Here is a 22,811-nt window from a genome sequence, read left to right as displayed (position 1 = left end):
GGTCTTTTAAAAGGAGGAAACATGGAACGAAAGGAAGAAAGGAAAAAAGAAAGGATCCGTAATGTTTATATGGTTTGGAAACGTATTTTGGCAATGGTCCTTTCCGTATGCCTGATAGCCGGACTTACTTTTCAGGAGACGGTAATTGCATTTGCCTATATTCCGGAACTGGGAAGCACGAATCTTGGACTTTCTGCAAGTGATAATATCAACCAGACGTGGAAGTGGAGTAATGATTATTCCAGTACTGGCTCCGGAGGCACAAGCTGGCGTTTTGAGCTTGCAGGAAAAAAAGCGGGGCAGAGTGATACTTACAGTACCGGCAATATGCAGTTTACTTATAGCTGGTATGGTTTTCCCAGTTATCTTTTCATGGCGGCAGATGAAGCTACCAGCAATTCTAAGATAACACCGGTACCAGCCAATGTAACGGGTCTTTATACACCGGATACACAAATAACTCTCGGCAGCGGAAAGTATTATTCCGCAAAACATGGTCAGCATGATTCTGAAGGTAATGCAATCACCGGTTCTTTTAATGGTTATTACAACGGGTATACAGAATTGCTTAAATTCGGATCGGGCGCAAATGAAACACGTATTGAGATGAAGGTCACGACCACTCCCAGTTCGGATGGCAAATATATGCTGGTAGATTATTATCTTGCTCATGTAGGAGGCACAATGCCGTCCGACGGCCGTACCTTCTGGCTGGGCAGCGCCTATGATCTACAAATCAATGGCAGTCTTACAAAAGATATGTATAAAACAGCCCGGGGATTTTATATGAGGGAGACTGCAAATAAGGCGGTTGTTGTTGATGTGATTACAGATGACCCGACTCTTGGAATAACGGAACCTACGACAACGAAATGGGCGGGAAGTTTTAGCGAGCGATGTACGAATATGTTTAAGGAATCCGCGGCGTCTTCCGCATTGTCCAGTGACTGTTCTATATCCTATTCCTGGATGTTTACGGTACGGCCTTATGAAATTGTACATCGGAGAGTTGCTTTTGCAATGAAAGAGGCGGCGTACTATGTTTCTTCTCAATATGGCAGCAATAGTAACTCAGGAATATTTAGTGAGCCATTACAGACCATAGAGGCGGCAATTGCTAAATGCAACGGGAAAAATGCATATATTTTTATTCAAGATTATAATCCTATTAATTCTACGATTGATTTCAGCAGCATAACAAATTCGAATACGAAAATTGTCATTTCCAGTACTGATATGACATTAGGGGGAGCTCCTACTGCCGGTGCCCGTGTGACGCTGGCCCGTGCCAATGGATTTGCTGGTGAAATGTTTTCAAATAATAATAACTTCGGGCTTTCATTTACAGATATTATTATGGATGGAACCAATGGAACTTTGACAGATGCTGCTTCAATGATTCAGGCAAGCAGAGGAACTTTAGAATTAAATAATGAACTGACTCTTCAGAATAATAATGGAAGCGCAGTAGAAATTCTGGGAAGTACGAATTTTGTGCTTAATGGCGGAGACAGTGGAATTGAGATAAAGAGCAACAGACCTGCAGCGGGAAAAGGTGCGGTTCAATTTGAAAGTACCGGTACTTTTTCTGCCCGGAATGAAATAATTATTTCGGACAATACAAATACTGCAGGAGAAAAAGCAAATGTCTATCTGGCAGATGGGAAGCACATTACCGTAGAGGGAGATCTTGACGCCTCACGGATCGGTGTAACTTCCCAGCAAGTTCCGGAGGCGTCTGTCGGGGAGTCAACAGCCACGGGGCAGGAAGTCGTTATAGCCGTTCCTTCGGTTGAGTATTCCGGAAGCATTTCCTCCTGCCCGTTTGCAGACAACTATTTTGCAGATGCGGATGTAGGAAATGGGGCCGGGATCTTTGCTACAGTGGGATCCTCTGCTTTAAATAATTCAAAAAATACAGTATTGAAACGCAATGGCTACACCGTTAGCTTTGTTTATCGGGATTTTGCTACAGGAGGAACCGTGACCGGTGCACCGGATACGCCCAGCCTGTCCTTTGCATCGGGAGATGGGGTGGTTATTTCGCCGCCATCGGCTATTTCCGGGTATGAGTTTACCGGAACTTCCATTGACCAGGGGACCGGCAGTACCTTAACTGCGGTGGAAACAGAAGAAACAGATTTTGGAAAAATAACCGGGACTATGCCGGGGCAGGATGTGGTAGTTACCTATGAATACACCCGTATCGATGCCTCCATTGCTTTTGTAGTCAACGGAGGTACACCTCAGCCGCAAACCCTGACCGGAACGGCCGGAAACAGCGTAAATGCCCTGCTTCCCAGTGTGAGCAGGTACGGATACGTGTTCAAGGGATGGAGCAAGGTAAACAGCCATACCAGTCCGGAATACATCTCCTCCCTGCCGGCTGTATATCCAGAAGATCCAGTTACCTATTATGCCATATGGGAGCCGGACTCTAATGTGAAGTTTGATTATACGGTGGATTACACCAATCAGAACGGCTCCATCGTGTTCCAGTCGACGACCACGGCAAATACCTATTCTGTGGAGTCGGTGATCCAGTCCCAGAAAAAGAACATCCATGGGTATCTGTGGAGTCTTTCGGATTCCCTGACCAGCCCCGCTGAATATAACTATGACGGACTGGGAGCAGCGCCGATCGGAACCTTTAACGGCTCGACCGGGGAATTTGCCGGAAGGATGCCGGGACAGGATGCGGCTGTGAAATACGCATACAAGGTAGACTGGAATAATCCGGCGGCCAGATCGGATCTGACGGTGCGCTATGTGACGGGGAACGGAACCGTGATCCATGCGCCTGGTGTAACGCCGTATTACCCGGAGGATGCCATAAGCACAAGTCCGCTGGATATATACGGATATCAGTTTGTATCAGGAAGCATAACAGCCGGAGATACTGCGGATGATTCGGATGGGAATCTGGTCAGTGCAGTCCAGGGAAGCTTTGGAAGCAGCGGTGGTTTTATGGGCTTCATGCCGAACCAGCCGGTAGAAATTACATATGTATATGAAGCAACAGGGGAAGGCTACCGGTTTACGGTTAATTATCTGGATAATGATTCGACTGATAATAACTTAAGGAATATCGTTATTCCGGAGGTCCAGCAGAAAACAGCGGATACAGCGGTCGGCACAGAATACCGGGAATTGTACGGTTATAGCTATGAAAGTGCGGCAGCAGTACCGGATTTAAGCGGAAGCTTTGATACCGGCCATGATTATTCAGGGATCATGCCAAGCGATGACTTAACCGTCAGCTACCGGTATGACCGTGTTCCGTCAAAATGGTATCAGATCACCTATCGGACTGGAGCTCACGGTTCCATCTCCCATGGAAACGGTGTGTCCCCTGACGTAGTAGAACAAACTTTGGGAAGCGGGGTATATAGTACTTCAGTTCTTGGAAATGATGGTTCTGCAGCAGGTCAGACCGACAGTTATACCTGGAGTACGGTAAAGGAAAAACGCCTGGTTCCCATGACACTGGCGGACCAGTATTACCGGTTTGCCGGTTGGTTTATAGACCAGGATGGAAACGGGACATTGAATGGCGGAGAGCAGCTTCTGACAGAAGATCACCGTTTTACCGGAGATGCGACTGTTACGGCCCTGTTTGAAGAGGACCCGGAGAAATGGATCGACATCCAGTTTGCAGCAGGAGAACACGGTTCTCTGGCAGACGGAAGCATTACCTCCCTGCATATCCAGTATGACAGGACCTGGGGGGACATTGCAGGCCAGATACCGGGCTATGTGCCGGAGATCAACTATCTGGTGGATGGCTGGTATGACGGGGACTTGGATGTGGAAGCAGCTGATGTATTAAAGAATGGACATACCTATACCATACGTTTCTATCAGGATCCGGCAGTATTCGGAACGGATGTGGCAGCTCCCGATGCTTCCACCGGACTTAACGGGGAAGGAAAGGGAAAGATCACCGTTTACCACACCACGGCAGGCTACCAGTACATCATAACCGACCTGGAAGGAAACATCGTGGGAGTGCAGACGGGAACCATTGCAGGCCGGGTATATTTTGACGGACTCTACCCGGGAGCCAGGTACCTTGTGTATGAGGCAGCAGGAAATGTGCATGCAATCGTGGGGAACCAGATCGGAGATACTGAAGGGAACATCAGTGACCCGGTGGAGGTACTGACCCCTGTGGTGGAGACCAACTACCAGATCTTATTTGATGAGAACCACGAAGGAAAAACAGTGCTTGTGATCAAGCCTGCCGATAAGAAGTCGGATTATGCGGTCTTAAGTAAGGAGGGAACGGTCATCGTTACCACGGAGACCGGAAGTGACGGCTGGCAGGCCGTGACAGGAAATCCGGGAAGTGTGACTTTTTCCGGGCTGAATTACAACGAGGAGTACATCGTGGTAGCCAGACCAAAGGGAGAGACCGAAATCACGGCAGAAAGCCGGATGCCGGACGGATCAGTGATCACTACGGACCCAGGGGGAGCATTGGAGATCCCCAACTACATCGTGGAGACCCTGGAAGGCCGTGTGGTAAGTGTTGATCAGGAAGCGATTGACGCAGCCAGATATGAGGAAGCCCATAAGGGAGACCGTGTGGTAATTACAGCAGAAGAGACCAATGGAGCAGGAGAGACGTTCCTGTACTGGAAGAACACCATAGGATCAGTGCCAGGTCTTACCGGAAAGCTGTATGAGAGAGAGCTTGCCTTTGATATGCCGGATACCAATCTGGTGTTTACGGCTTATTATACCCGTCCGGTTGCCAGTCCGAGCAATGCAACGGTGGTTGATGAGATCCGTGGAGGAAGTGAGAATGAAATCGCCCTTGATCCGGGAGAGATACCGGAACTGGAGGAGGAGCTGACGACCGATGCAGACCGGATCCTGATGGATCAGAACCATGCAGATGTAACCTATAAGGTGGTATATACGAAGAATGCAGCAAAGGCCACGGAATCCAATGCAGTAAAGGCCTCGCCGGAGTATGACAGCGACCACAGCCAGGCGTTTAAAGCAGCCTGGGGACTGAATGTAGACATTGAACGATATGTCAATGGAAGAAAGACGGCCATGGCCACGCCATCGGATGCAGAATTCGTCACCTATATCCAGTTAGGTAAGGATGATGTGGGCATGATGGACTACCAGCTGTACCGGATTTTTACGGACCCGTTTGACGGTTCGGTCCAGGCGGAGCTTGTGGAGATGTCAGATGATCCGGAAGAGACCGGAGGGCTGTTTACCTTTACGGCCCAGGCAGGAATGAGGTATGTGATGGTGTATTCCAGGGCATACCGGCTCTACTTCTTAAACCAGACAGCCCTTCCGAGGTACCAGTATTACTTCAAGGTAAGAAAGGGAGAGGCTCCCAGTGACTGGTATTATTCCTATGAGTATGGCCAGGTGGAAGAACCGGCAGATATTTTCATCAGTGAAGAAGGCGTAGAGTACAGCTATGTAGGCTGGAGTTATCGGGAGGACCGCTTAAGTGAGTTCGATCCGGACCGGGAGATCAGCCGGAAAACCTATGTCTATGCCTACTACGAGAACAATCAGAAGGAAGTAACTGATGCCAGGAAAGAGCTGGAGGATGCCATAAAGAACGCGATTGATAAGAGCGATGACTATTTCCTGACATTAAAGGAGACAGAGAAGCTTAAGGAAGCAATCGAAGAGGCCCTGGAGATACTGGACCGTACTTCTCCGAAGGCGACCCTTGATGAACTGCTTGAAGCGCTGGAAAAGCTGAAAGAAGTGACAAAGCCGTTAGATGAAGTACTGGATGAGCGTTATGACCACTATGATAAGATCCAGAGCTCGGGAAGCAAGGGAGGAAGCAAAGGCGGAGGAGGAACCGGAAGCGGAATCAAAGCCAACCCTTACAATCCCAGCAGGAGCAAGAGCTACATCGTGGGAACCAATGGAAACTGGGAAGAGCTTTCAGGAAAGGGAAGCCAGTGGGCCTTTGTGCTAAACGGAGGAATCCGTCTGACAGGAATGTGGGCGAAGCTGGATTATGCAAACGGAGACGTGAACAAGAACGGCTGGTATCATTTCAATGCCAGCGGGATCATGGATTACGGCTGGTTCCGTGATGAGAAGCATGACTGGTATTACTGCAATACAGAATCAGACGGCTGGCTTGGAAAGATGAAGACGGGCTGGCATCATGATAAGGAAGACAACCGCTGGTATTATTTAGACCCTGAGACAGGAATGATGGCAAAGGGCTGGAGGAATATCGGAGGAAAGTGGTATTACTTTACAGAGCAGAACAGTATGGAAACCTATCGGTATGATGCGGCAACGGAGAAATGGATCTATAAGAGCAATGAAGAACGGCCACTGGGATCCATGTATGTCAGTGAGATGACGCCTGATGGATATGCCGTTGGGGGAGATGGAGCCTGGCTGCAGTAAGGACATGATGGAAAGCAGCAACTTTCGTTTGCTGGAAAGGGAAAGTGTGCATATCCTTTGCTTTCCCTTTCTATAAAGAAAACCTCACAAAGCACGATTGAAAAGGGGGATAATAAACCTATGATAAAAAGCGAAGAAATGCAGAACATCTGCCGCAGCATGACTATAACAGACCGGGTCAGTACGATGCTTATTTGTTTTCATGGAAAAAAAGAAGGAAATTTATATGGTGAAATTCTTAACTGCTATATAGACGGACCTGTGTGGTTTTCCGATATAGGCGATTTAATGCTTAAACTGGATGAAATATGCGACTGGGTTGGAACTCCCCAGTCGTCCACTAATCCAAGGTTTCTTAATAAAAAAATGTCAGATGAATATGCACACAGAACTAAGGGAAAAAACAAAATACCAGTAAAGGCAAAAATTCAGCTACAGGATAGTTTGACCTTAAGTTCGCGTGCAGTTCATGCGAAAGAAACATTGATAGTCAAAATAGAACATCGCCAGAACGCCAGTATTCAGGGAATAGTTGCCGGCAGACTGACATCCAGAAATTATGTAGCATTCCGAAGCGCTTTAGAACTGATGCGCATGATAAAAGAGATTGCCGTGAGAACGTAAAGTACGGAAATGGACCATTGGGCCCTATGTGATAAATATTATAAAAAGCCCGGAGAAAAGAAAATCTTCACCGGGCTTTCCTGCTGGGGTTTGTATTACTGAACAAGATAGATTTCTGCACTCCTGGTGCCATAGGCACGGGTTTCACCATGGGTATTGAAGTAAATATCAATGTGGTTCCCCTTGACTCCGCCTCCGCAATCCTCTGCCGTATAAACAACCCCGTTTACCATGATGCGGCTGCCATAAGGAATGACCCTTGGATCAACAGAGATGGTATGGTTTGCGGTTGCAATGCTTCCAGTGCTGGTACGTCCTCCCCAGCCTCCGGAGCACTTGCGGCACGGGCAGTAGGCCGTGGTTTTAAAAACCCCCAGGGAACGAAGATTAGAGTTGCTGTTTTGAAGACTTGCGGCAGCGGCAGCACCTACTCCATGTACTCTGGTGCCGGAAAGCTTCTGGCCTCCTGTATAGGCCTCTACCAGATAAGTGCCGTCTCCGTAGGAACTCCAGGGAACCGGTATTTCAAAGCCGTAATTTCCGGTTCCGTTGGATACAAGATCCTCCCGGTACTTAGAGGCAGTGGTGGTAAGTTCTGCAACGACCTGTCCGTTTGACTGATTGGTAATAACAATCTTTACTTCTGCCGCAGCGTTTGGATCAGAACTGTTTAGGGCCCAGCCCCTGACGTTGTTCTCATCAGCATTGTCAATAATACCTGCTGTCTGAGCCGCCAAAACGTTCCATGCACTTATTAAGATAAATGTCATCATTAGTAAGGTTCCGAGGAACCATTGAATTCGGTTTGTTTTACTCATATTACAAATACTTCCTTTCTTTTTTACAATCTGTAATAAGTTTTAATATATTTATAATTATATGTAACAGAATTGTAATAAATGAGGTACAAGTAAACATTTTACACATTTTTCCATATTTGTCAAGGTTAAGACGAAAAAAAAACCGCAGAAGCAGTGAAGTAATTCACTGTTCTGCGGGGTCATATGGGCATTTTCTACTGTTCAATGACTGCAAATAATTCTTTTGTCTGTCTTCCAAAATCCAATGCTTCCCTGCGGCTTGCAAAGAATATATCGACTTTATTTCCCTTCACGCCGCTTCCGATATCTTCAACGGTATAAACGATATCGTCGATCATGACCTTTGTTCCAAGCGGAAGAATTGTGATATCTGCAGATATGGTATGCTGCGGCTGCGGTATCGTACCGGAATAGGTACGGCACTGTTTGCCGGTGCTTTCGCCCGGACAATATGCAGTGGCGGAGAAGAGTCCCAGGGATTCTCCTTTTTGATAAACCGGTTTTGCCGGCTCCTCCGGCTTTACAGGTTCAGCTTCTTTTTTCTTAATACCAGGTCCGATTTCCTCAGTACTGGCTGATGCTGCCTGATTTTCCGTGCTGGTTTGTATGGTTTGGTGATCCGTTCCAGAGTTTTCGGACTGTACTTGATTCACGGTTTCGTCATTTCCTGTAGTCTCGGCTGCTAGTGCAGTTGTTGACAACAGCAGGATACAAAGAAGTGTCAGGAATCCGGTGATCCTCTTTTTCCCTGAAAAACTATTCATAATTTACCTCCAAATGGATCAATCGGATATGCGGGCAAATCCGGTTGATGCCCGGTAAAGCGGGGCACGCTGTTCACAAGCTTAAGGCTGTAAGTCATCTTTCCTTTAACCTTACCTCGCAATTGTGTTGTCATGGTGTCATATTTACCATTATATTACAAAAGTGTTAAAAGTCAAGAAGATAATGTCAACAGCTTTGTAATATTTCATTTAGAAATGAGGAAAAATGTACAAACAGGACATAAAAACTTCATCAAAAAGTTTTTAGGAATGTATTGACAAAAGTAGAAAAAAAGAATATATTATGAAAAGAAGATGTTAGCACTCCCAAACGTTGAGTGCTAACAAAAAGACTCAGAAAGGAAGTGGGGCAGTTTGAGTGACAGGGATCAGTTGGATGAGCGGAAAGTAACTATATTAAAAGCCATCATCAAAACTTATCTGGAAACCGGAGAACCTGTAGGTTCCCGTACCATATCAAAGTATACGGATTTGAACTTAAGTTCTGCTACCATCCGGAATGAGATGTCTGATCTGGAGGAACTGGGATATATCATGCAGCCTCACACCTCCGCCGGAAGGATTCCTTCAGACAGAGGATACCGTTTTTATGTGGACCAGATCATGCAGGAAAAAGAAGAGGAAGTCACTGAGATCAAGGATATGATGTTAAAGCGGGTGGACCGGGTAGAACTTTTGTTAAAACAGATGGCAAAGCTTCTTGCCCAGAATACCAATTACGCTGCAATGATCAGCGCGCCTCAATTCCACCGGAACAAACTGAAGTTTATCCAGCTCTCCAAGGTTGATGAAGAAAAGCTTCTTGTGGTTATCGTGGTGGAGGGGAATATCATTAAGAATGCAATGATTCCCATTCATACGGAATTAGATGACGAAGGACTTCTGAATCTTAACATTCTTCTTAACAATGCCCTTAACGGGCTGACCATAGAGGAGATCAATCTTGAAGTGATCAGCAGGATGAAGGTTCAGGCAGGGCCCCACTGTGATGTGGTGGACCGGGTTCTAGGTGAGGTGGCTGCCGCTATCCGGGGTGATGATGAAGACCTTCAGATTTATACCAGCGGGGCCACGAACATTTTCAAGTATCCGGAGTTAAGTGACGGAGAAAGGGCCAGCAAGCTTATCGGTACGCTGGAACAGAAGGATCTTTTGCAGGGGCTGATTGATGATATGAACAGCACGGAGAGCGGATCCGGAATCCAGGTTTACATTGGCGATGAGGCACCTGTTAAGGCAATGAAGGATTGCAGCATTGTAACCGCCAACTATGAACTGGGCGAAGGCCTAAGAGGTACCATTGGAATCATTGGTCCGAAACGGATGGATTATGAAAAGGTTCTCAGCACATTGCGTAATCTCATGACGCAGCTGGATACCATTTTGAAAAAAGATGAAAGGTAAAGGGTAGAGCATTGAGCATGGAAGATGTGAAAACAGATGAGAATCTGGCAGATGAGACTGTTAATACAGAGGATGCCGTTTTCGCTGAAAAAGAAATAGAAGGTGCAGAAGCCTGCGGGGACGATGGAACCCAGGAATATGTTCCGGAAGAAGAAATGGCTGAAGAGGGTTCCAAAGAAGAATCCGGAAAAAAGGGCCTTTTCGGAAAAAAGAAAGAGAAGAAAGACCCAAGGGATGAAAAAATAGAGGAACTGACCGACCGCCTTCAGAGATCCATGGCTGAATTTGATAATTACCGCAAGAGAACAGAAAAAGAAAAGTCAGCCATGTTCGAAATCGGAGCTAAGGATATCGTTGAACGGATTCTTCCGGTAGTTGATAATTTTGAAAGAGGTCTTGCAGCAATATCCGAGGAGGAAAGAAGCGCTCCTTTTGCAGATGGAATGGATAAGATATATAAACAGCTTATGAAAACGCTGGAGGAAGCCGGCGTAAAACCTATTGAAGCGGTTGGAATGCCGTTTGATCCGAATTTCCATAATGCAGTAATGCATATTGAAGATGAGTCACTGGGCGAAAATATAATCTCCCAGGAGCTTCAGAAGGGTTACACTTACCGTGACAGCGTGGTAAGGCATTCCATGGTGCAGGTGGCAAATTAGTCACGAGGCATCAGGAAGCAGATAATACATTTCAGGTATACCTTATGCCCAATATGGGCAGGAAAAAGGTAATCATTTATATTTTGTTTATTAATTAGGAGGAAAAAACTATGGGCAAGATCATTGGTATTGACTTAGGTACAACAAATAGCTGCGTAGCCGTTATGGAAGGCGGTAAACCAGTTGTTATTCCAAACAGCGAAGGCGTAAGAACCACACCATCCGTTGTTGCATTTACAAAGAACGGTGAGAGGCTAGTCGGTGAGCCTGCTAAGCGTCAGGCAGTAACAAACTCTGACCGTACCATCTCTTCCATCAAAAGACATATTGGTACGGACTACAAGGTTGCTATTGACGGTAAAAATTACAGCCCTCAGGAAATATCTGCTATGATCCTTCAGAAATTAAAAGCAGACGCAGAGGCTTATTTAGGAGAAAAAGTAACCGAAGCGGTTATTACCGTACCGGCATATTTTAACGATGCACAGCGTCAGGCAACCAAGGATGCCGGTAAGATTGCAGGTCTTGACGTAAAGCGTATCATCAACGAGCCGACAGCAGCAGCTCTGGCTTATGGACTTGACAATGAAAAAGAGCAGAAGATTATGGTATATGACTTAGGCGGCGGTACCTTCGACGTTTCCATCATTGAAATCGGCGACGGTGTTATCGAAGTTCTCTCCACCAACGGCGACACCCGTCTGGGCGGTGATGATTTTGATAACCGCGTGACCCAGTGGATGGTAGATGAATTTAAAAAGGCAGAGGGCGTAGATTTATCCGGTGATAAGATGGCTATGCAGAGATTAAGAGAAGCTGCTGAAAAGGCGAAGAAGGAATTATCCTCCGCAACGACCACCAACATCAACCTGCCGTTTATTACTGCTACTTCAGAAGGTCCAAAGCATCTGGATATGAACCTGACCAGAGCAAAATTTGATGAGCTGACATTAGATCTCATCGAGCGCACTGCGGTTCCGGTACAGAATGCATTAAGAGATGCGGGCATTACTGCAGCAGAATTAGGAAAAGTATTGTTAGTAGGCGGATCTACCCGTATGCTGTCTGCTCAGGAGAAAGTAAAACAGCTGACAGGCAAGGAGCCTTCCAAGTCCTTGAACCCGGATGAATGTGTTGCCATCGGCGCCAGCATCCAGGGCGGAAAGCTTGCAGGTGATGCAGGCGCAGGCGATATTCTGCTTCTGGACGTAACTCCTCTTTCCTTATCCATTGAGACCATGGGCGGTGTTGCTACCAGACTGATTGAAAGAAATACAACGATCCCCACAAAGAAGAGCCAGATCTTCTCCACAGCGGCAGACAACCAGACAGCGGTTGATATCCACGTGGTACAGGGTGAGAGACAGTTTGCAAGAGATAATAAGACATTAGGCCAGTTCCGTCTGGATGGAATTCCACCTGCAAGAAGAGGCGTTCCTCAGATCGAAGTTACCTTTGATATCGATGCCAACGGTATCGTAAATGTTTCCGCTAAGGACTTGGGAACAGGCAAGGAACAGCATATTACCATTACTTCCGGCTCCAACATGTCTGATTCTGATATTGATAAGGCAGTTAAGGAAGCAGCTGAATATGAGGCTCAGGATAAGAAGCGTAAGGAAGGCATTGACGCAAGAAACGATGCAGACTCCATGGTATTCCAGACAGAGAAGGCTCTGCAGGAAGTAGGAGACAAGATCGATGCAAACGATAAGGCAACTGTGGAAGCGGACTTGAATGCATTAAAAGAAGCAGTTAACAGAGCCCCAATCGATGATATGACGGATGCTCAGATTGAAGATATCAAGGCTGGCAGAGAAAGACTGATGAACAGTGCACAGGCTCTATTTGCAAAAGTTTATGAGCAGGCGCAGGGCGGAGCCCAGGGCGCAGGCCCTGACATGGGAGCAGATAATGCAACCTATCAGGACAGCGATGTAGTTGACGGCGATTTCAAAGAGGTGTAAACTAGTCTGGTCAGCAGACAGGACTTTTGGAAAAGTGTTGTAGCGATACAGCACTTTTTCCGAATTTCTTCAGGCATGAGTTCCTCAGCAAAGACGAGAGAAAATGAAGGCTTTCAGTTACCCTGATGGGTATTTGGGAACTTGGCCGTTCGGTGAACCGAAGGTGAATCGAATGTTCTTAATCTATGAAAGGTAGACCTAAGATGGCAGAGAGTAAGAAAGATTATTATGAAACCCTGGGCATTCCAAAAGATGCGGATGATGCAGCGATTAAGAAGGCTTACAGGGCATTAGCTAAGAAATACCATCCTGACACAAATCCCGGAGATGCTGCGGCTGCTGAGAAGTTCAAGCAGGCTTCCGAGGCCTACAGTGTCCTTAGCGATCCTGATAAGAGACGTCAGTACGACCAGTTCGGTTCTGCTGCCTTTGACGGAAGCGGGGGAGCAGGCGGCTTTGGCGGCTTTGATTTTAGTGGAGCGGACATGGGAGATATATTCGGAGATATATTCGGAGATATCTTTGGCGGAGGACGTAGCAGCGCCCGTTACAATGGGCCATCTAGGGGAGCCAATGTCAGAACCAGCATCCGCATCACCTTTGAGGATGCGATTTTTGGCTGCGAGAAGGAGATTGAGATCAATTTCAAGGAAGAGTGTTCCTCCTGTCACGGAAGCGGTGCAAAAGCGGGAACCTCACCTGTTACATGTCCAAAATGTAATGGAAAAGGAAAGATCATGTATACCCAGCAATCCTTCTTCGGACAGATACAGAATGTTCAGACGTGTCCGGACTGTGGAGGCAGCGGGAAAATTGTTAAAGACAAATGCCCGGATTGCTATGGCAGCGGATACATTACAAGAAGAAAGAAATTTAAAGTCACCATTCCGGCAGGAATTGACAACGGACAGTCCGTGCGTCTTGCAGGTGCTGGAGAACCGGGAACCAATGGCGGTGAGAGAGGGGATCTGCTGGTAGAGGCAGTGGTATCCAACCATCCGATTTTCAAACGCCAGGATACCAGTATTTTCTCAACGGTCCCGGTTTCCTTTGCAAATGCTGCTTTAGGCGGAACCATCCGGATCAAGACCGTGGATGGAGAAGTGGAATACGAAGTGAAGCCAGGTACCCAGACGGATACCAAGGTGCGCTTAAAAGGAAAGGGTGTTCCTTCCCTGCGCAACCGGGCAATTCGGGGCGACCATTTTGTCACTTTGGTGGTTTCAGTGCCGGAGCGTATGACAGAGGTTCAAAAAGAGGCGCTTCGTAAGTTTGACGAAGCCATGAACGGCACAGTAGAAGGTGACAAACATAAAAAGAAGGGAATCTTTAAATAAGGATTCCGGAAGGTACATGGTTTTAAATGGAGGGGAACGTATGGGAAGGTTTGCAAAAAAACTGGCCCTGACAGCCGTTGTTATATGGTTAGCAGCTTTGTTTCCGGCGTCAGTCATGGCCGCTGACGGGCAGTCTGTCCGGGATTTTCCAGGCTGGAACGGCTCGGGCACAAAAAACAAAGGGCCGGTTGAAGGAAGTGTATCCTTTGACTGCTGGGATGATGACGATGATGATGACGATGATGATGGTCCCGGGAGCTACAGCTATCAGAGAGGATGGCGTTATAGCCCATCCGGCTGGTGGTTTCAGTACAGTGACGGAAGCTGGCCCTCGAACTGCTGGAAGCATATCGATGGCAGATGGTACCGGTTTAACCGGGAAGGACATATGCTGACCGGCTGGTACACAGATGAGGGAGGCTTCCGGTATTACTTAAATCCGATGGATGACGGTACAATGGGTACCATGAGGATAGGCTGGCAGATTGTAGACGGAAAGGCTTATTACTTTAACACCATGTCCGATGGTTATAAGGGAAGGCTGCTCACCAATACGACCACTCCTGACGGATATAAGGTGGGGGCTGACGGAGCCTGGATTCAGTAAATCTGTTTGAATGGTTTTTAAGAGGTATGGCGGAAATTTTCTGCTGTACCTTTTCTTTCATTTGAATTTCATGTTTAATAATGGAGAGGAAGTTCGGTTCGATAAACTTTGTTTACCTTCATTAAGTGAATTTTACCAAAGAGATTATCAGATGAGTATTGAATGGAGGGATCTCATGGAGCGGCATATGCAGTCAATAAAAGGTGCTTTAGAGGTACTTTGCAGTGAAGCTTACAGGCCTTTGTGGCAATATGCTGGGATGCAGTTCTGGAAACAAAAAGAGCAGTTGATCAATATGTGGATAATCATAAAAGGGAAACAGGATATTTCGTCATAAAAACAGGAGACGCACCACACGGCTGAAATGCATCGGCCATGAGGTGCGTCCCCTGTTTTCATTACAAAAATTTTTGCTTTGTAATTTGTGAAAATAGTTCCTGTTCCAATTCCAATCGCTCAGGCGGGTGTGATGGGGTGTAATGCATCAAGGAATTTCGTTTACTTGATATTTTTTTGCCCTTGCGATCGGAACGAAACAAAAGTTATTTTCATCCGTTCAATTAGTTAATGCACCAGCATCCGTTTTTATTGCATCTTTTTCAAAAAAAATATTTTTTTTTATAAATTACGAAATAACCCTTTAAATTTCGTACATGTTAGACGCTTGCAAGCGATTTCATTGTATGTTATGATATCTTGTGATTTAAAACTGAGAGCTAAACGTTCATATACTATAATGAGAAAGTCCGGTTACCGGATGCCAAGGAAAGGAAACAGCCTATGTACCAATATCTGATCGTGTGCCCTCTTGTCTTTCTAGCGGGTTTTGTAGATTCCATTGCAGGAGGTGGAGGACTTATATCCCTTCCGGCATATCTGGCAGCAGGGGTTCCTCCTCATTTGGCCATTGGAACCAATAAATTGGGTTCCACCATGGGAACGGTGATTTCTACGGCAAGGTATGCAAAGGGCGGTTATATTAAAGCAAAGCTGTCTCTGATTGCCGCACTTTTTGCTGTGGTTGGTTCTGTAATCGGAGCGCACTTATCCATGCTTGCAAGTGAGCGGCTATTAAAGGGTATGATGCTGGCGGTGCTTCCGGTTGTTGCCTTTTATGTTCTTAAGAATAAAAACCTGGGAAATCAGGAGGAAGAGAGCAGCCTGCCTGAAAAAAAGATGCTTTTGATCAGCATAGGTGCAGCGCTGGTCATTGGATGCTATGACGGTTTTTACGGACCAGGTACGGGAACCTTTTTACTGCTGATTTTGACCGGATTTGCCAAAATGGATGTCAGGAGCGCATCAGGCACCACGAAGGTGATTAACCTGTCCTCTAATATTGCAGCATTGGCGACTTTTTTAATAAATGGAAAGGTTTTGATCCCCTTAGGACTGGCATCAGGACTTTTCTGCATAGCAGGCCATTATATCGGATCTGGCCTTGTGGTAAAAAATGGATTAAAGATTGTGCGCCCGGTTGTTTTAGTGGTGCTTTTGTGTCTGTTTATCAAAATTATTAAAGGATAGGGAATTGCTATGAAATGGAAAAAATTTACACTGACCACCACGACAGAGGCCGTGGATTTAGTCAGCAGCATGTTTGATGAAATCGGAATAGAAGGCATTGAGATCGAGGATAACATCCCTCTAACGGAGGCGGAGACAAAAGGCATGTTTATCGATATTCTGCCGGAGCTTCCGCCGGATGAGGGCATTGCAAAGGTCAGCTTCTATCTGGAGCCGGATTCTGACATCGATGGCATGTTAAAACGTGTGGAAGAAGGACTTTTGGAGCTTTCCATGTTCACGGATTTAGGGGATTGTACCATTGTGTCCGGTGAGACTGAGGATAAGGACTGGATTAATAACTGGAAACAGTATTTTAAGCCATTTACGGTAGATGATATCCTGATCAAACCTACCTGGGAGGAGATCCCGGAGGAGCACAAGGACAAGCTTTTGATTGAGATCGACCCGGGTACTGCTTTTGGTACCGGACAGCATGAGACGACCCAGCTTTGTATCCGTCAGCTGCAAAAATATATTACTCCTGAGACAACCCTCCTCGACGTGGGAACCGGAAGCGGCATTCTGGGAATCACTGCCTTAAAGCTGGGTGCCAAAGAGGTATTTGGAACAGACCTTGATGAAAATGCCATTATTGCTGTTAAAGAAAACATGGAAGCCAATGAGATCCCTGTGGATAAGTTTCAGGTATTACAGGGCAATATTATTGATGACAGGGCGATCCAGGAGAAAGCAGGCTTTGAAAAATATGATGTAGTGGTAGCTAATATTCTGGCAGATATCATCATCCTTCTTCAGAAGGAAATTTCAGTTCACATGAAAAAAGACGCTATTTTCATTACTTCCGGCATTATTAACATGAAGGAAGAGGCTGTGAAGAAAGCATTTGAGGAAAATGAAGCCTTTGAGCTTGTGGAAACCACCTATCAGGGCGAATGGATTTCTATAACAGTCAGGAAGAAGTAGGAAGAGGAACGGGGAAAAGGATGTATCACTTTTTTGTTAATCAGGATCAGATTGGAGCAGATACAATCCGGATCATGGGGCCGGATGTGAATCATATGAAGAATGTCCTGCGGATGGGCGCCGGAGAACAGGTTTTAATCAGCAATGGCATAGACAAAGATTATCTGTGTGAGATTCTGGAAGTGGCTTCTTTGGAAGTTACGGCCAAAATCCTGTCGGTGGATGAGGGAGGCGCTGAGCTTCCTGCCAGGCTCTACCTGTTTCAGGGACTGCCAAAGGGTGATAAAATGGAGTTAATTATCCAGAAGGCTGTGGAACTTGGTGTATCCCAGATCATTCCGGTGCAGACCAGACGGGCCGTGGTGCGGCTGGATAAAAAAAAGGAAGAATCAAAGCTTCGCCGCTGGAGGGCGGTATCAGAAAGCGCTGCCAAGCAGTCCAAGCGGCTTATCATACCGGAGGTGACCGGTGTCATGACGTTTCAGGAGGCTCTGACCTTTGCAAAGGATCTTGATATAACAGTCATTCCGTTTGAACACGCAAAGGATATGGCGGAGACGAAGAAAATCCTGTCAGCCATTAAGCCAGGAATGAGCGCGGGGATATTTATCGGACCGGAGGGAGGCTTTGAGGATTCTGAAATGGAACTTGCAAAGAATTCCGGAGCCAAACCAATTACCCTTGGAAAACGGATCCTGAGGACGGAAACTGCCGGCCTTGCGATTGTATCCGTACTGGCCTTCCAGCTGGAAGACTGACAGGGCCAGGAGAAACAACGTACGGATACCCCTATTGCCCGGAAATACGGGCAGTGAGAGGAACGCCTTTCAGGCATACCTTTATGTCCCAAAAAGCATGGACAGGGAAGAGGAACGCCTTTCAGGCATACCTTTATGTCCAAAAAGCATGGACAGGGAAGAGGAACGCCTTTCAGGCATACCTTTATGTCCAAAAAAGCATGGACAGGGAAGAGGAAAGGAACGAGCCATATATGGAAGCTTATTTTGATAATTCGGCGACGACCAGAGTGTTGGAACCGGTAAGAGATATTGTTGTAAAAATCATGACGGAGGACTACGGGAATCCTTCCGCCAAGCATAAAAAAGGAATGGAAGCGGAACAGTATATGAAGGAAGCTGCGGAGATCATAGCAGGGACCTTAAAAGTTGCTCCAAAGGAAATCGTATTCACCTCCGGTGGTTCAGAATCCAATAATATGGCTCTGATTGAGACTGCTATGGCCAATAAAAGGGCGGGAAACCACATTATCAGTACCGGCATAGAACATGCCTCAGTGTATAATCCCCTGGCGTTTTTAGAGGAACAGGGCTTTACGGTGACTTACCTTCCTGTAGATGCCCGCGGACATATCCGTCTGGAAGAGCTTGAGGCGGCAATCCGCCCGGAAACCATTCTGGTTTCCATCATGTATGTAAATAATGAAATCGGTGCGGTGGAACCCATCGAAGCCATTTCAAAGATCATAAAAAAGAAGAATCCGTCCATTCTGTTCCATGTAGATGCCATTCAGGCATACGGAAAGTTTGTCATCCGTCCAAAGCGCCAGGGGATTGATCTTTTATCCGTCAGCGCCCATAAGATACATGGACCAAAAGGCGTTGGATTTTTATACATTGACCAGAGGGTGAAAATAAGGCCCTTGATTTATGGAGGCGGCCAGCAGAGAGGCATGCGTTCCGGTACGGAAAATGTTCCTGGAATCGCAGGCATGGGAGTGGCGGCTAAAATAATGTATACGGATCATGGAGAGAAGATGCAGTCTATGATCGCGCTTAAAGATTATATGATAGACAGGCTTTCCGGGATCGACGGCGTTACGGTAAACAGCCTGCCCGGTGACTTGTCGGCACCTCAGATCGTCAGCGCAAGCTTTTTGGGAGTCCGAAGCGAAGTGCTTTTGCATGCTCTGGAAGATAAGGACATCTACGTGTCCTCCGGGTCTGCCTGCTCTTCCAACCATCCGGCTGTCAGTGGAACATTAAAGGGAATAGGCGTTAAACCAGAGCTTTTGGATTCTACGCTGCGGTTCAGCTTCGGGGTTTATAATACCAAAGAGGAAGTGGATTACTGCATTGATGTGCTTAAGGAGCTTTTGCCTGTTTTAAGGCGTTATCAGAGAGGCTAAGATTACAGAAAGAGGAAATACCCTTCGGGTATACCTTTATGCCCAAAAATCATGGGCAGGAGAGAGGAAAGGATAACAGATGCAATATCAATCATTTTTAATTAAATATGCAGAAATCGGGGTTAAAGGAAAGAACCGTTATCTGTTCGAGGATGCCCTGGTAACTCAGATCCGCCACTCCTTAAAGCGGGTGGAAGGAGATTTTATAGTTTCCAAGGAATCAGGCCGTATATATGTGAATGCAGAGTCAGAATATGATTTTGATGAGGTCATAGAAGCGTTTAAATGTATCTTCGGTATCGCCGCCATCTGCCCTATGGTTCAGGTGGACGACAATGGATACGAGGATTTAAAGAAGCAGGTGCTGTCTTATGTAGATGAATTCTACGAGGATAAGAATTTCACCTTTAAGGTCAATGCCCGCAGAGGAAACAAAAAATATCCGGTAAATTCTGAACAGATCAACCGGGATTTGGGGGAATTAGTTCTTAATGCGTTTCCCGAGACAAAGGTAGATGTTCATAAGCCGGATGTGATGCTTCATGTGGAAGTCCGCAATAAGATCAATATTTACTCCCATGTCATTCCAGGTCCTGGCGGCATGCCGGTGGGAACCAATGGAAAAGCCATGCTTCTTTTATCCGGAGGTATCGACAGCCCGGTGGCAGGATATATGATCGCAAAGCGCGGGGTTAAGATTGATGCCGTTTACTTCCATGCGCCGCCATATACCAGCGAGCGTGCCAAACAGAAGGTAATCGATTTAGCAAAGCTGGTTTCTAAATATTCCGGGCCGATCCGCCTTCATATTGTAAATTTTACGGATATCCAGCTGTACATTTATGACAAATGCCCTCATGAGGAGCTTACCATCATCATGAGACGTTATATGATGAGAATTGCAGAGCGCCTGTCAGAAGAGAGCGGAGCTATGGCACTCATAACAGGAGAGAGTATCGGACAGGTGGCTTCCCAGACCATGCAGTCTCTGGCGGCTACGGATGCAGCCACCACTATGCCGGTATTCCGTCCTGTCATCGGCTTTGACAAGCAGGAAATCGTGGATGTATCGGAAAAGATCGGTACCTATGAGACTTCCGTACTTCCCTTTGAGGACTGCTGTACCATTTTTGTGGCAAAGCATCCGGTGACAAAACCGAGTTTGAAGATGATCGAACGGTCAGAGGAAAAGTTAGAGGAAAAGATCGGCGAACTGGTTGAAACAGCCATAAGCACGGTGGAAAAAGTTTGGTGTTAAAAAAATAAAATCGGGGTCCGGCTCCTTTTGGAAAAGGCCGGACCCCGAAAGACATTATAGAAGTTCAATTCACCTGGCGGCTGATCGAACGGCTGATTCTTAATCTACAATGTATGGAGATAACACGCTTAAGATTTCATCAGCATTATTTTCAGAGTGGATATTTAAATCAATGGGTTTGGAAAGATCCAGGCTGAAGATGCCCATAATAGATTTTGCGTCAATTACGTATCTGCCGGAAACAAGATCAAAATCGGTATCAAACTTTGTTAAATCATTTACAAAAGATTTTACTTTATCGATGGAATTTAAAGATATACGAACTGTTTTCATGTGAAAAACCTCCTTGAGTGAGCTCTTTTATTTAATGAGGGCCTGCCTGGGAACAGACCCTTAATCACTTCAATACTACTGATATATTGTACAAAAGTCAATGGTAAATTTACATGAAAATACTGAAAATAAAAGGATTATTTAGATAGGAGAAAACAAGATGAAAAAGGCAGCCCTGCATAATCTAGGATGCAAGGTTAATTCCTATGAAACAGAAGCCATGCAGCAGCTTCTTGAAAACGCAGGATATGAGATCGTTCCTTTTGCGGAAGGGGCAGATGTTTATATCATTAATACATGCTCCGTAACGAATATCGCGGATCGTAAATCAAGGCAGATGCTCCACAGGGCAAAGAAGATGAATCCGGAGGCAGTGGTCGTGGCGGCCGGATGCTACGTCCAGGCAGCAGGAGAAGAGCTTAAAAAGGATGAAGCGGTGGATTTAGTCGTTGGCAACAATAAAAAGACCGAACTGGTTTCTATTCTGGAAGATTACTTTGCCCAAAAGAAGAAGCCGGAAGAAGACATATCCTCCGGTCAGTCCGCTGCGCCTGTTGAAGCGGTGGAAACTGTTATTGATATCAATGACACTATGGTGTACGAGAATCTGTCCATTGACAAGATCTCAGACCATACAAGGGCATTTATCAAGGTCCAGGATGGCTGCAACCAGTTTTGCAGCTACTGCATCATACCATACACCAGGGGACGAGTAAGAAGCCGGAAGCCCGATGAGGTGGCGGAAGAAGTAAAACGTCTGACCGCTTCCGGCTTTCAGGAGATCGTACTAACAGGAATACATTTAAGCTCCTATGGAAAGGATTTTCCAGAGGAAGAACGGCTTACTCTTCTGGATCTGATTAAGAGCATTCACGAAGTGGAAGGCTTAAAGCGGATCCGCCTTGGTTCCTTAGAACCCAGGATTGTAACGGAAGAGTTTGCGTCAGAACTGGCAGGACTTCATAAAATATGTCCCCATTTCCACTTATCCCTGCAAAGCGGATGTGATAATACCTTAAAGCGAATGAACCGCCATTACACCACGGAGGATTATTTAAACCGCTGTCAGATTTTGCGGAAGGCATTTAAAAATCCTGCCATTACCACAGATGTGATCGTAGGATTCCCGGGAGAAAGCTCCGAAGACTTCCAGGTGACAAAAGAATATTTGAAAAATGTTCAGTTCTATGAGATGCATGTTTTTAAATATTCCAAAAGAAACGGCACCAGGGCGGCAGTGATGCCGGACCAGATCCCGGAATCCATAAAGGCGGTGCGCAGCAATGAACTCCTTTGCCTGGAGAAGGAAATGTCCTTAGAGTATCGGAAGTCATGGTTAGGATCCAGGACCGAGGTACTTATGGAAGAGGATTACTGGTGGAATGACGTTCATTACATGATCGGCCACACCAGAGAATATGTGAAGGCTGCAATACCCTTTGAAGAAGGCTTAAAGGGCGTAGTGAAAGAGGGAACTCTGATGGAGATGCTAAACGATGAGGTGGCATTTTTAAAGTATTGAGAGACAAAATTTATTTTTGGCTTGCCGAATTCAAACTTTTGGTTTAGAATATAGTAGAACAGTTAAAGGACGTGAGAAACATGGGCGATATTCATAATACGCAATTTTTCAAGGCAGTGCAGGAAAATAAACTGAATGTTAGCCAGGTGCTGGAGCAGGTTTATATTGCCCTTAATGAGAAGGGCTATAATCCTATTAACCAGATCGTGGGCTATATTATGTCAGGAGATCCTACTTATATTACCAGCCATAAGAATGCCAGAAGTCTTATCATGAAAGTTGAGCGGGATGAGATTTTGGAAGAACTTATGGGAGTATATATTGATACGAAGTTGAAATAAGGCTGTGGATAATCATAAGTCTAGCTGTCAGATGAAGTGGAAATAGGCGGAGTCTGACAGTTTGTTTTTATACGGTTGGCTTTGGACCAGCTTTCTT

18 protein-coding genes are annotated in these 22,811 nt (G+C 46.1%); 15 read left to right on the top strand and 3 right to left on the bottom strand.

Annotation, left to right across the window (positions count from 1 at the left end; translation table 11 throughout):
* The first annotated feature begins 21 nt into the window (after positions 1 to 21).
* The gene (locus H171_RS15005) at positions 22 to 6,414 is read left to right on the top strand and encodes an InlB B-repeat-containing protein (protein ID WP_100305878.1); all 6,393 of its coding nucleotides are present in this window, start codon (positions 22 to 24) and stop codon (positions 6,412 to 6,414) included.
* Positions 6,415 to 6,534: 120 nt separating this feature from the next.
* Positions 6,535 to 7,038, top strand: coding sequence for a hypothetical protein (locus H171_RS15000; protein WP_100305877.1), 504 nt, complete (start codon positions 6,535 to 6,537; stop codon positions 7,036 to 7,038).
* 95 nt (positions 7,039 to 7,133) lie between these two features.
* Here the strand turns inward: H171_RS15000 and H171_RS14995 are convergent, their stop codons facing one another.
* A complete protein-coding gene (locus H171_RS14995; RefSeq protein WP_100305876.1) occupies positions 7,134 to 7,856 on the bottom strand; it encodes a 3D domain-containing protein in 723 nt (240 codons plus the stop codon).
* A gap of 197 nt (positions 7,857 to 8,053) precedes the next feature.
* The gene (locus H171_RS14990; RefSeq protein WP_100305875.1) at positions 8,054 to 8,623 is read right to left on the bottom strand and encodes a 3D domain-containing protein; all 570 of its coding nucleotides are present in this window, start codon (positions 8,621 to 8,623) and stop codon (positions 8,054 to 8,056) included.
* A 375-nt stretch (positions 8,624 to 8,998) separates the two neighbouring features.
* Between H171_RS14990 and hrcA the strand changes: the two genes are divergently transcribed.
* The 11 genes from hrcA (at position 8,999) to thiI (ending at position 20,518) form a co-directional block, all read left to right on the top strand.
* A complete protein-coding gene (hrcA, locus tag H171_RS14985) occupies positions 8,999 to 10,048 on the top strand; it encodes a heat-inducible transcriptional repressor HrcA (RefSeq protein ID WP_100305874.1) in 1,050 nt (349 codons plus the stop codon).
* Positions 10,049 to 10,065: 17 nt separating this feature from the next.
* Complete coding sequence (gene grpE / locus H171_RS14980) at positions 10,066 to 10,710, top strand: nucleotide exchange factor GrpE (RefSeq protein WP_100305873.1); 645 nt, start codon at positions 10,066 to 10,068, stop codon at positions 10,708 to 10,710.
* A 110-nt stretch (positions 10,711 to 10,820) separates the two neighbouring features.
* Complete coding sequence (gene dnaK, locus H171_RS14975) at positions 10,821 to 12,677, top strand: molecular chaperone DnaK (RefSeq protein ID WP_100305872.1); 1,857 nt, start codon at positions 10,821 to 10,823, stop codon at positions 12,675 to 12,677.
* 203 nt (positions 12,678 to 12,880) lie between these two features.
* Complete coding sequence (dnaJ, locus tag H171_RS14970) at positions 12,881 to 14,014, top strand: molecular chaperone DnaJ (RefSeq protein WP_100305871.1); 1,134 nt, start codon at positions 12,881 to 12,883, stop codon at positions 14,012 to 14,014.
* A gap of 40 nt (positions 14,015 to 14,054) precedes the next feature.
* Positions 14,055 to 14,621 carry a glucan-binding protein gene (locus tag H171_RS14965; protein WP_100305870.1) on the top strand — a complete coding sequence of 189 codons (567 nt, stop codon included), beginning with the start codon at positions 14,055 to 14,057 and terminating at the stop codon, positions 14,619 to 14,621.
* Positions 14,622 to 14,772: 151 nt separating this feature from the next.
* Positions 14,773 to 14,958: a hypothetical protein gene (locus H171_RS24185; RefSeq protein WP_157803169.1), complete on the top strand. Its 186-nt coding sequence runs from the start codon at positions 14,773 to 14,775 to the stop codon at positions 14,956 to 14,958.
* A gap of 443 nt (positions 14,959 to 15,401) precedes the next feature.
* On the top strand, positions 15,402 to 16,148 hold the full coding sequence (locus tag H171_RS14955) for a sulfite exporter TauE/SafE family protein (protein ID WP_100305868.1): 747 nt from the start codon (positions 15,402 to 15,404) through the stop codon (positions 16,146 to 16,148).
* A 9-nt stretch (positions 16,149 to 16,157) separates the two neighbouring features.
* Entirely contained in the window at positions 16,158 to 17,114 is a 957-nt protein-coding gene (gene prmA, locus H171_RS14950; RefSeq protein ID WP_100305867.1) for a 50S ribosomal protein L11 methyltransferase, read from the top strand.
* 20 nt (positions 17,115 to 17,134) lie between these two features.
* Entirely contained in the window at positions 17,135 to 17,872 is a 738-nt protein-coding gene (locus H171_RS14945) for a 16S rRNA (uracil(1498)-N(3))-methyltransferase (protein WP_100307544.1), read from the top strand.
* A gap of 233 nt (positions 17,873 to 18,105) precedes the next feature.
* The gene (locus H171_RS14935) at positions 18,106 to 19,260 is read left to right on the top strand and encodes a cysteine desulfurase family protein (RefSeq protein WP_100305865.1); all 1,155 of its coding nucleotides are present in this window, start codon (positions 18,106 to 18,108) and stop codon (positions 19,258 to 19,260) included.
* Positions 19,261 to 19,339: 79 nt separating this feature from the next.
* On the top strand, positions 19,340 to 20,518 hold the full coding sequence (gene thiI, locus H171_RS14930; protein ID WP_100305864.1) for a tRNA uracil 4-sulfurtransferase ThiI: 1,179 nt from the start codon (positions 19,340 to 19,342) through the stop codon (positions 20,516 to 20,518).
* A 99-nt stretch (positions 20,519 to 20,617) separates the two neighbouring features.
* Here thiI and H171_RS14925 read toward each other — a convergent pair whose 3' ends face one another.
* Complete coding sequence (locus H171_RS14925) at positions 20,618 to 20,851, bottom strand: HPr family phosphocarrier protein (protein WP_100305863.1); 234 nt, start codon at positions 20,849 to 20,851, stop codon at positions 20,618 to 20,620.
* Between the two features lie 160 nt (positions 20,852 to 21,011).
* On the opposite strand from H171_RS14925, the gene mtaB reads away from it, so the two are divergent.
* Complete coding sequence (mtaB, locus tag H171_RS14920) at positions 21,012 to 22,373, top strand: tRNA (N(6)-L-threonylcarbamoyladenosine(37)-C(2))-methylthiotransferase MtaB (RefSeq protein ID WP_100305862.1); 1,362 nt, start codon at positions 21,012 to 21,014, stop codon at positions 22,371 to 22,373.
* Positions 22,374 to 22,453: 80 nt separating this feature from the next.
* Positions 22,454 to 22,714, top strand: coding sequence for an IreB family regulatory phosphoprotein (locus tag H171_RS14915; protein ID WP_025231561.1), 261 nt, complete (start codon positions 22,454 to 22,456; stop codon positions 22,712 to 22,714).
* The last annotated feature ends 97 nt before the right edge of the window (positions 22,715 to 22,811 follow it).

Origin of the sequence: [Clostridium] celerecrescens 18A, from assembly GCF_002797975.1 — a bacterium.
Lineage (GTDB): Bacteria > Bacillota > Clostridia > Lachnospirales > Lachnospiraceae > Lacrimispora > Lacrimispora celerecrescens.
Note: the sequence above shows the minus strand (reverse complement) of the source record. Positions and strands in the feature narration are given on the sequence as shown.

Bases quoted from the DNA above. Each gene is read 5' to 3' on its own strand.
- H171_RS14925 (WP_100305863.1), bottom strand. From the start codon at position 20,851: ATGAAAACAGTTCGTATATCTTTAAATTCCATCGATAAAGTAAAATCT.
- H171_RS14935 (WP_100305865.1), top strand. From the start codon at position 18,106: ATGGAAGCTTATTTTGATAATTCGGCGACGACCAGAGTGTTGGAACCG.
- H171_RS14945 (WP_100307544.1), top strand. From the start codon at position 17,135: ATGTATCACTTTTTTGTTAATCAGGATCAGATTGGAGCAGATACAATC.
- prmA (WP_100305867.1), top strand. From the start codon at position 16,158: ATGAAATGGAAAAAATTTACACTGACCACCACGACAGAGGCCGTGGAT.
- H171_RS14965 (WP_100305870.1), top strand. From the start codon at position 14,055: ATGGGAAGGTTTGCAAAAAAACTGGCCCTGACAGCCGTTGTTATATGG.
- dnaK (WP_100305872.1), top strand. From the start codon at position 10,821: ATGGGCAAGATCATTGGTATTGACTTAGGTACAACAAATAGCTGCGTA.
- H171_RS24185 (WP_157803169.1), top strand. From the start codon at position 14,773: ATGAGTATTGAATGGAGGGATCTCATGGAGCGGCATATGCAGTCAATA.
- mtaB (WP_100305862.1), top strand. From the start codon at position 21,012: ATGAAAAAGGCAGCCCTGCATAATCTAGGATGCAAGGTTAATTCCTAT.
- H171_RS15000 (WP_100305877.1), top strand. From the start codon at position 6,535: ATGATAAAAAGCGAAGAAATGCAGAACATCTGCCGCAGCATGACTATA.
- H171_RS14955 (WP_100305868.1), top strand. From the start codon at position 15,402: ATGTACCAATATCTGATCGTGTGCCCTCTTGTCTTTCTAGCGGGTTTT.
- H171_RS14995 (WP_100305876.1), bottom strand. From the start codon at position 7,856: ATGAGTAAAACAAACCGAATTCAATGGTTCCTCGGAACCTTACTAATG.
- grpE (WP_100305873.1), top strand. From the start codon at position 10,066: ATGGAAGATGTGAAAACAGATGAGAATCTGGCAGATGAGACTGTTAAT.
- H171_RS14990 (WP_100305875.1), bottom strand. From the start codon at position 8,623: ATGAATAGTTTTTCAGGGAAAAAGAGGATCACCGGATTCCTGACACTT.
- H171_RS14915 (WP_025231561.1), top strand. From the start codon at position 22,454: ATGGGCGATATTCATAATACGCAATTTTTCAAGGCAGTGCAGGAAAAT.
- H171_RS15005 (WP_100305878.1), top strand. From the start codon at position 22: ATGGAACGAAAGGAAGAAAGGAAAAAAGAAAGGATCCGTAATGTTTAT.
- thiI (WP_100305864.1), top strand. From the start codon at position 19,340: ATGCAATATCAATCATTTTTAATTAAATATGCAGAAATCGGGGTTAAA.
- dnaJ (WP_100305871.1), top strand. From the start codon at position 12,881: ATGGCAGAGAGTAAGAAAGATTATTATGAAACCCTGGGCATTCCAAAA.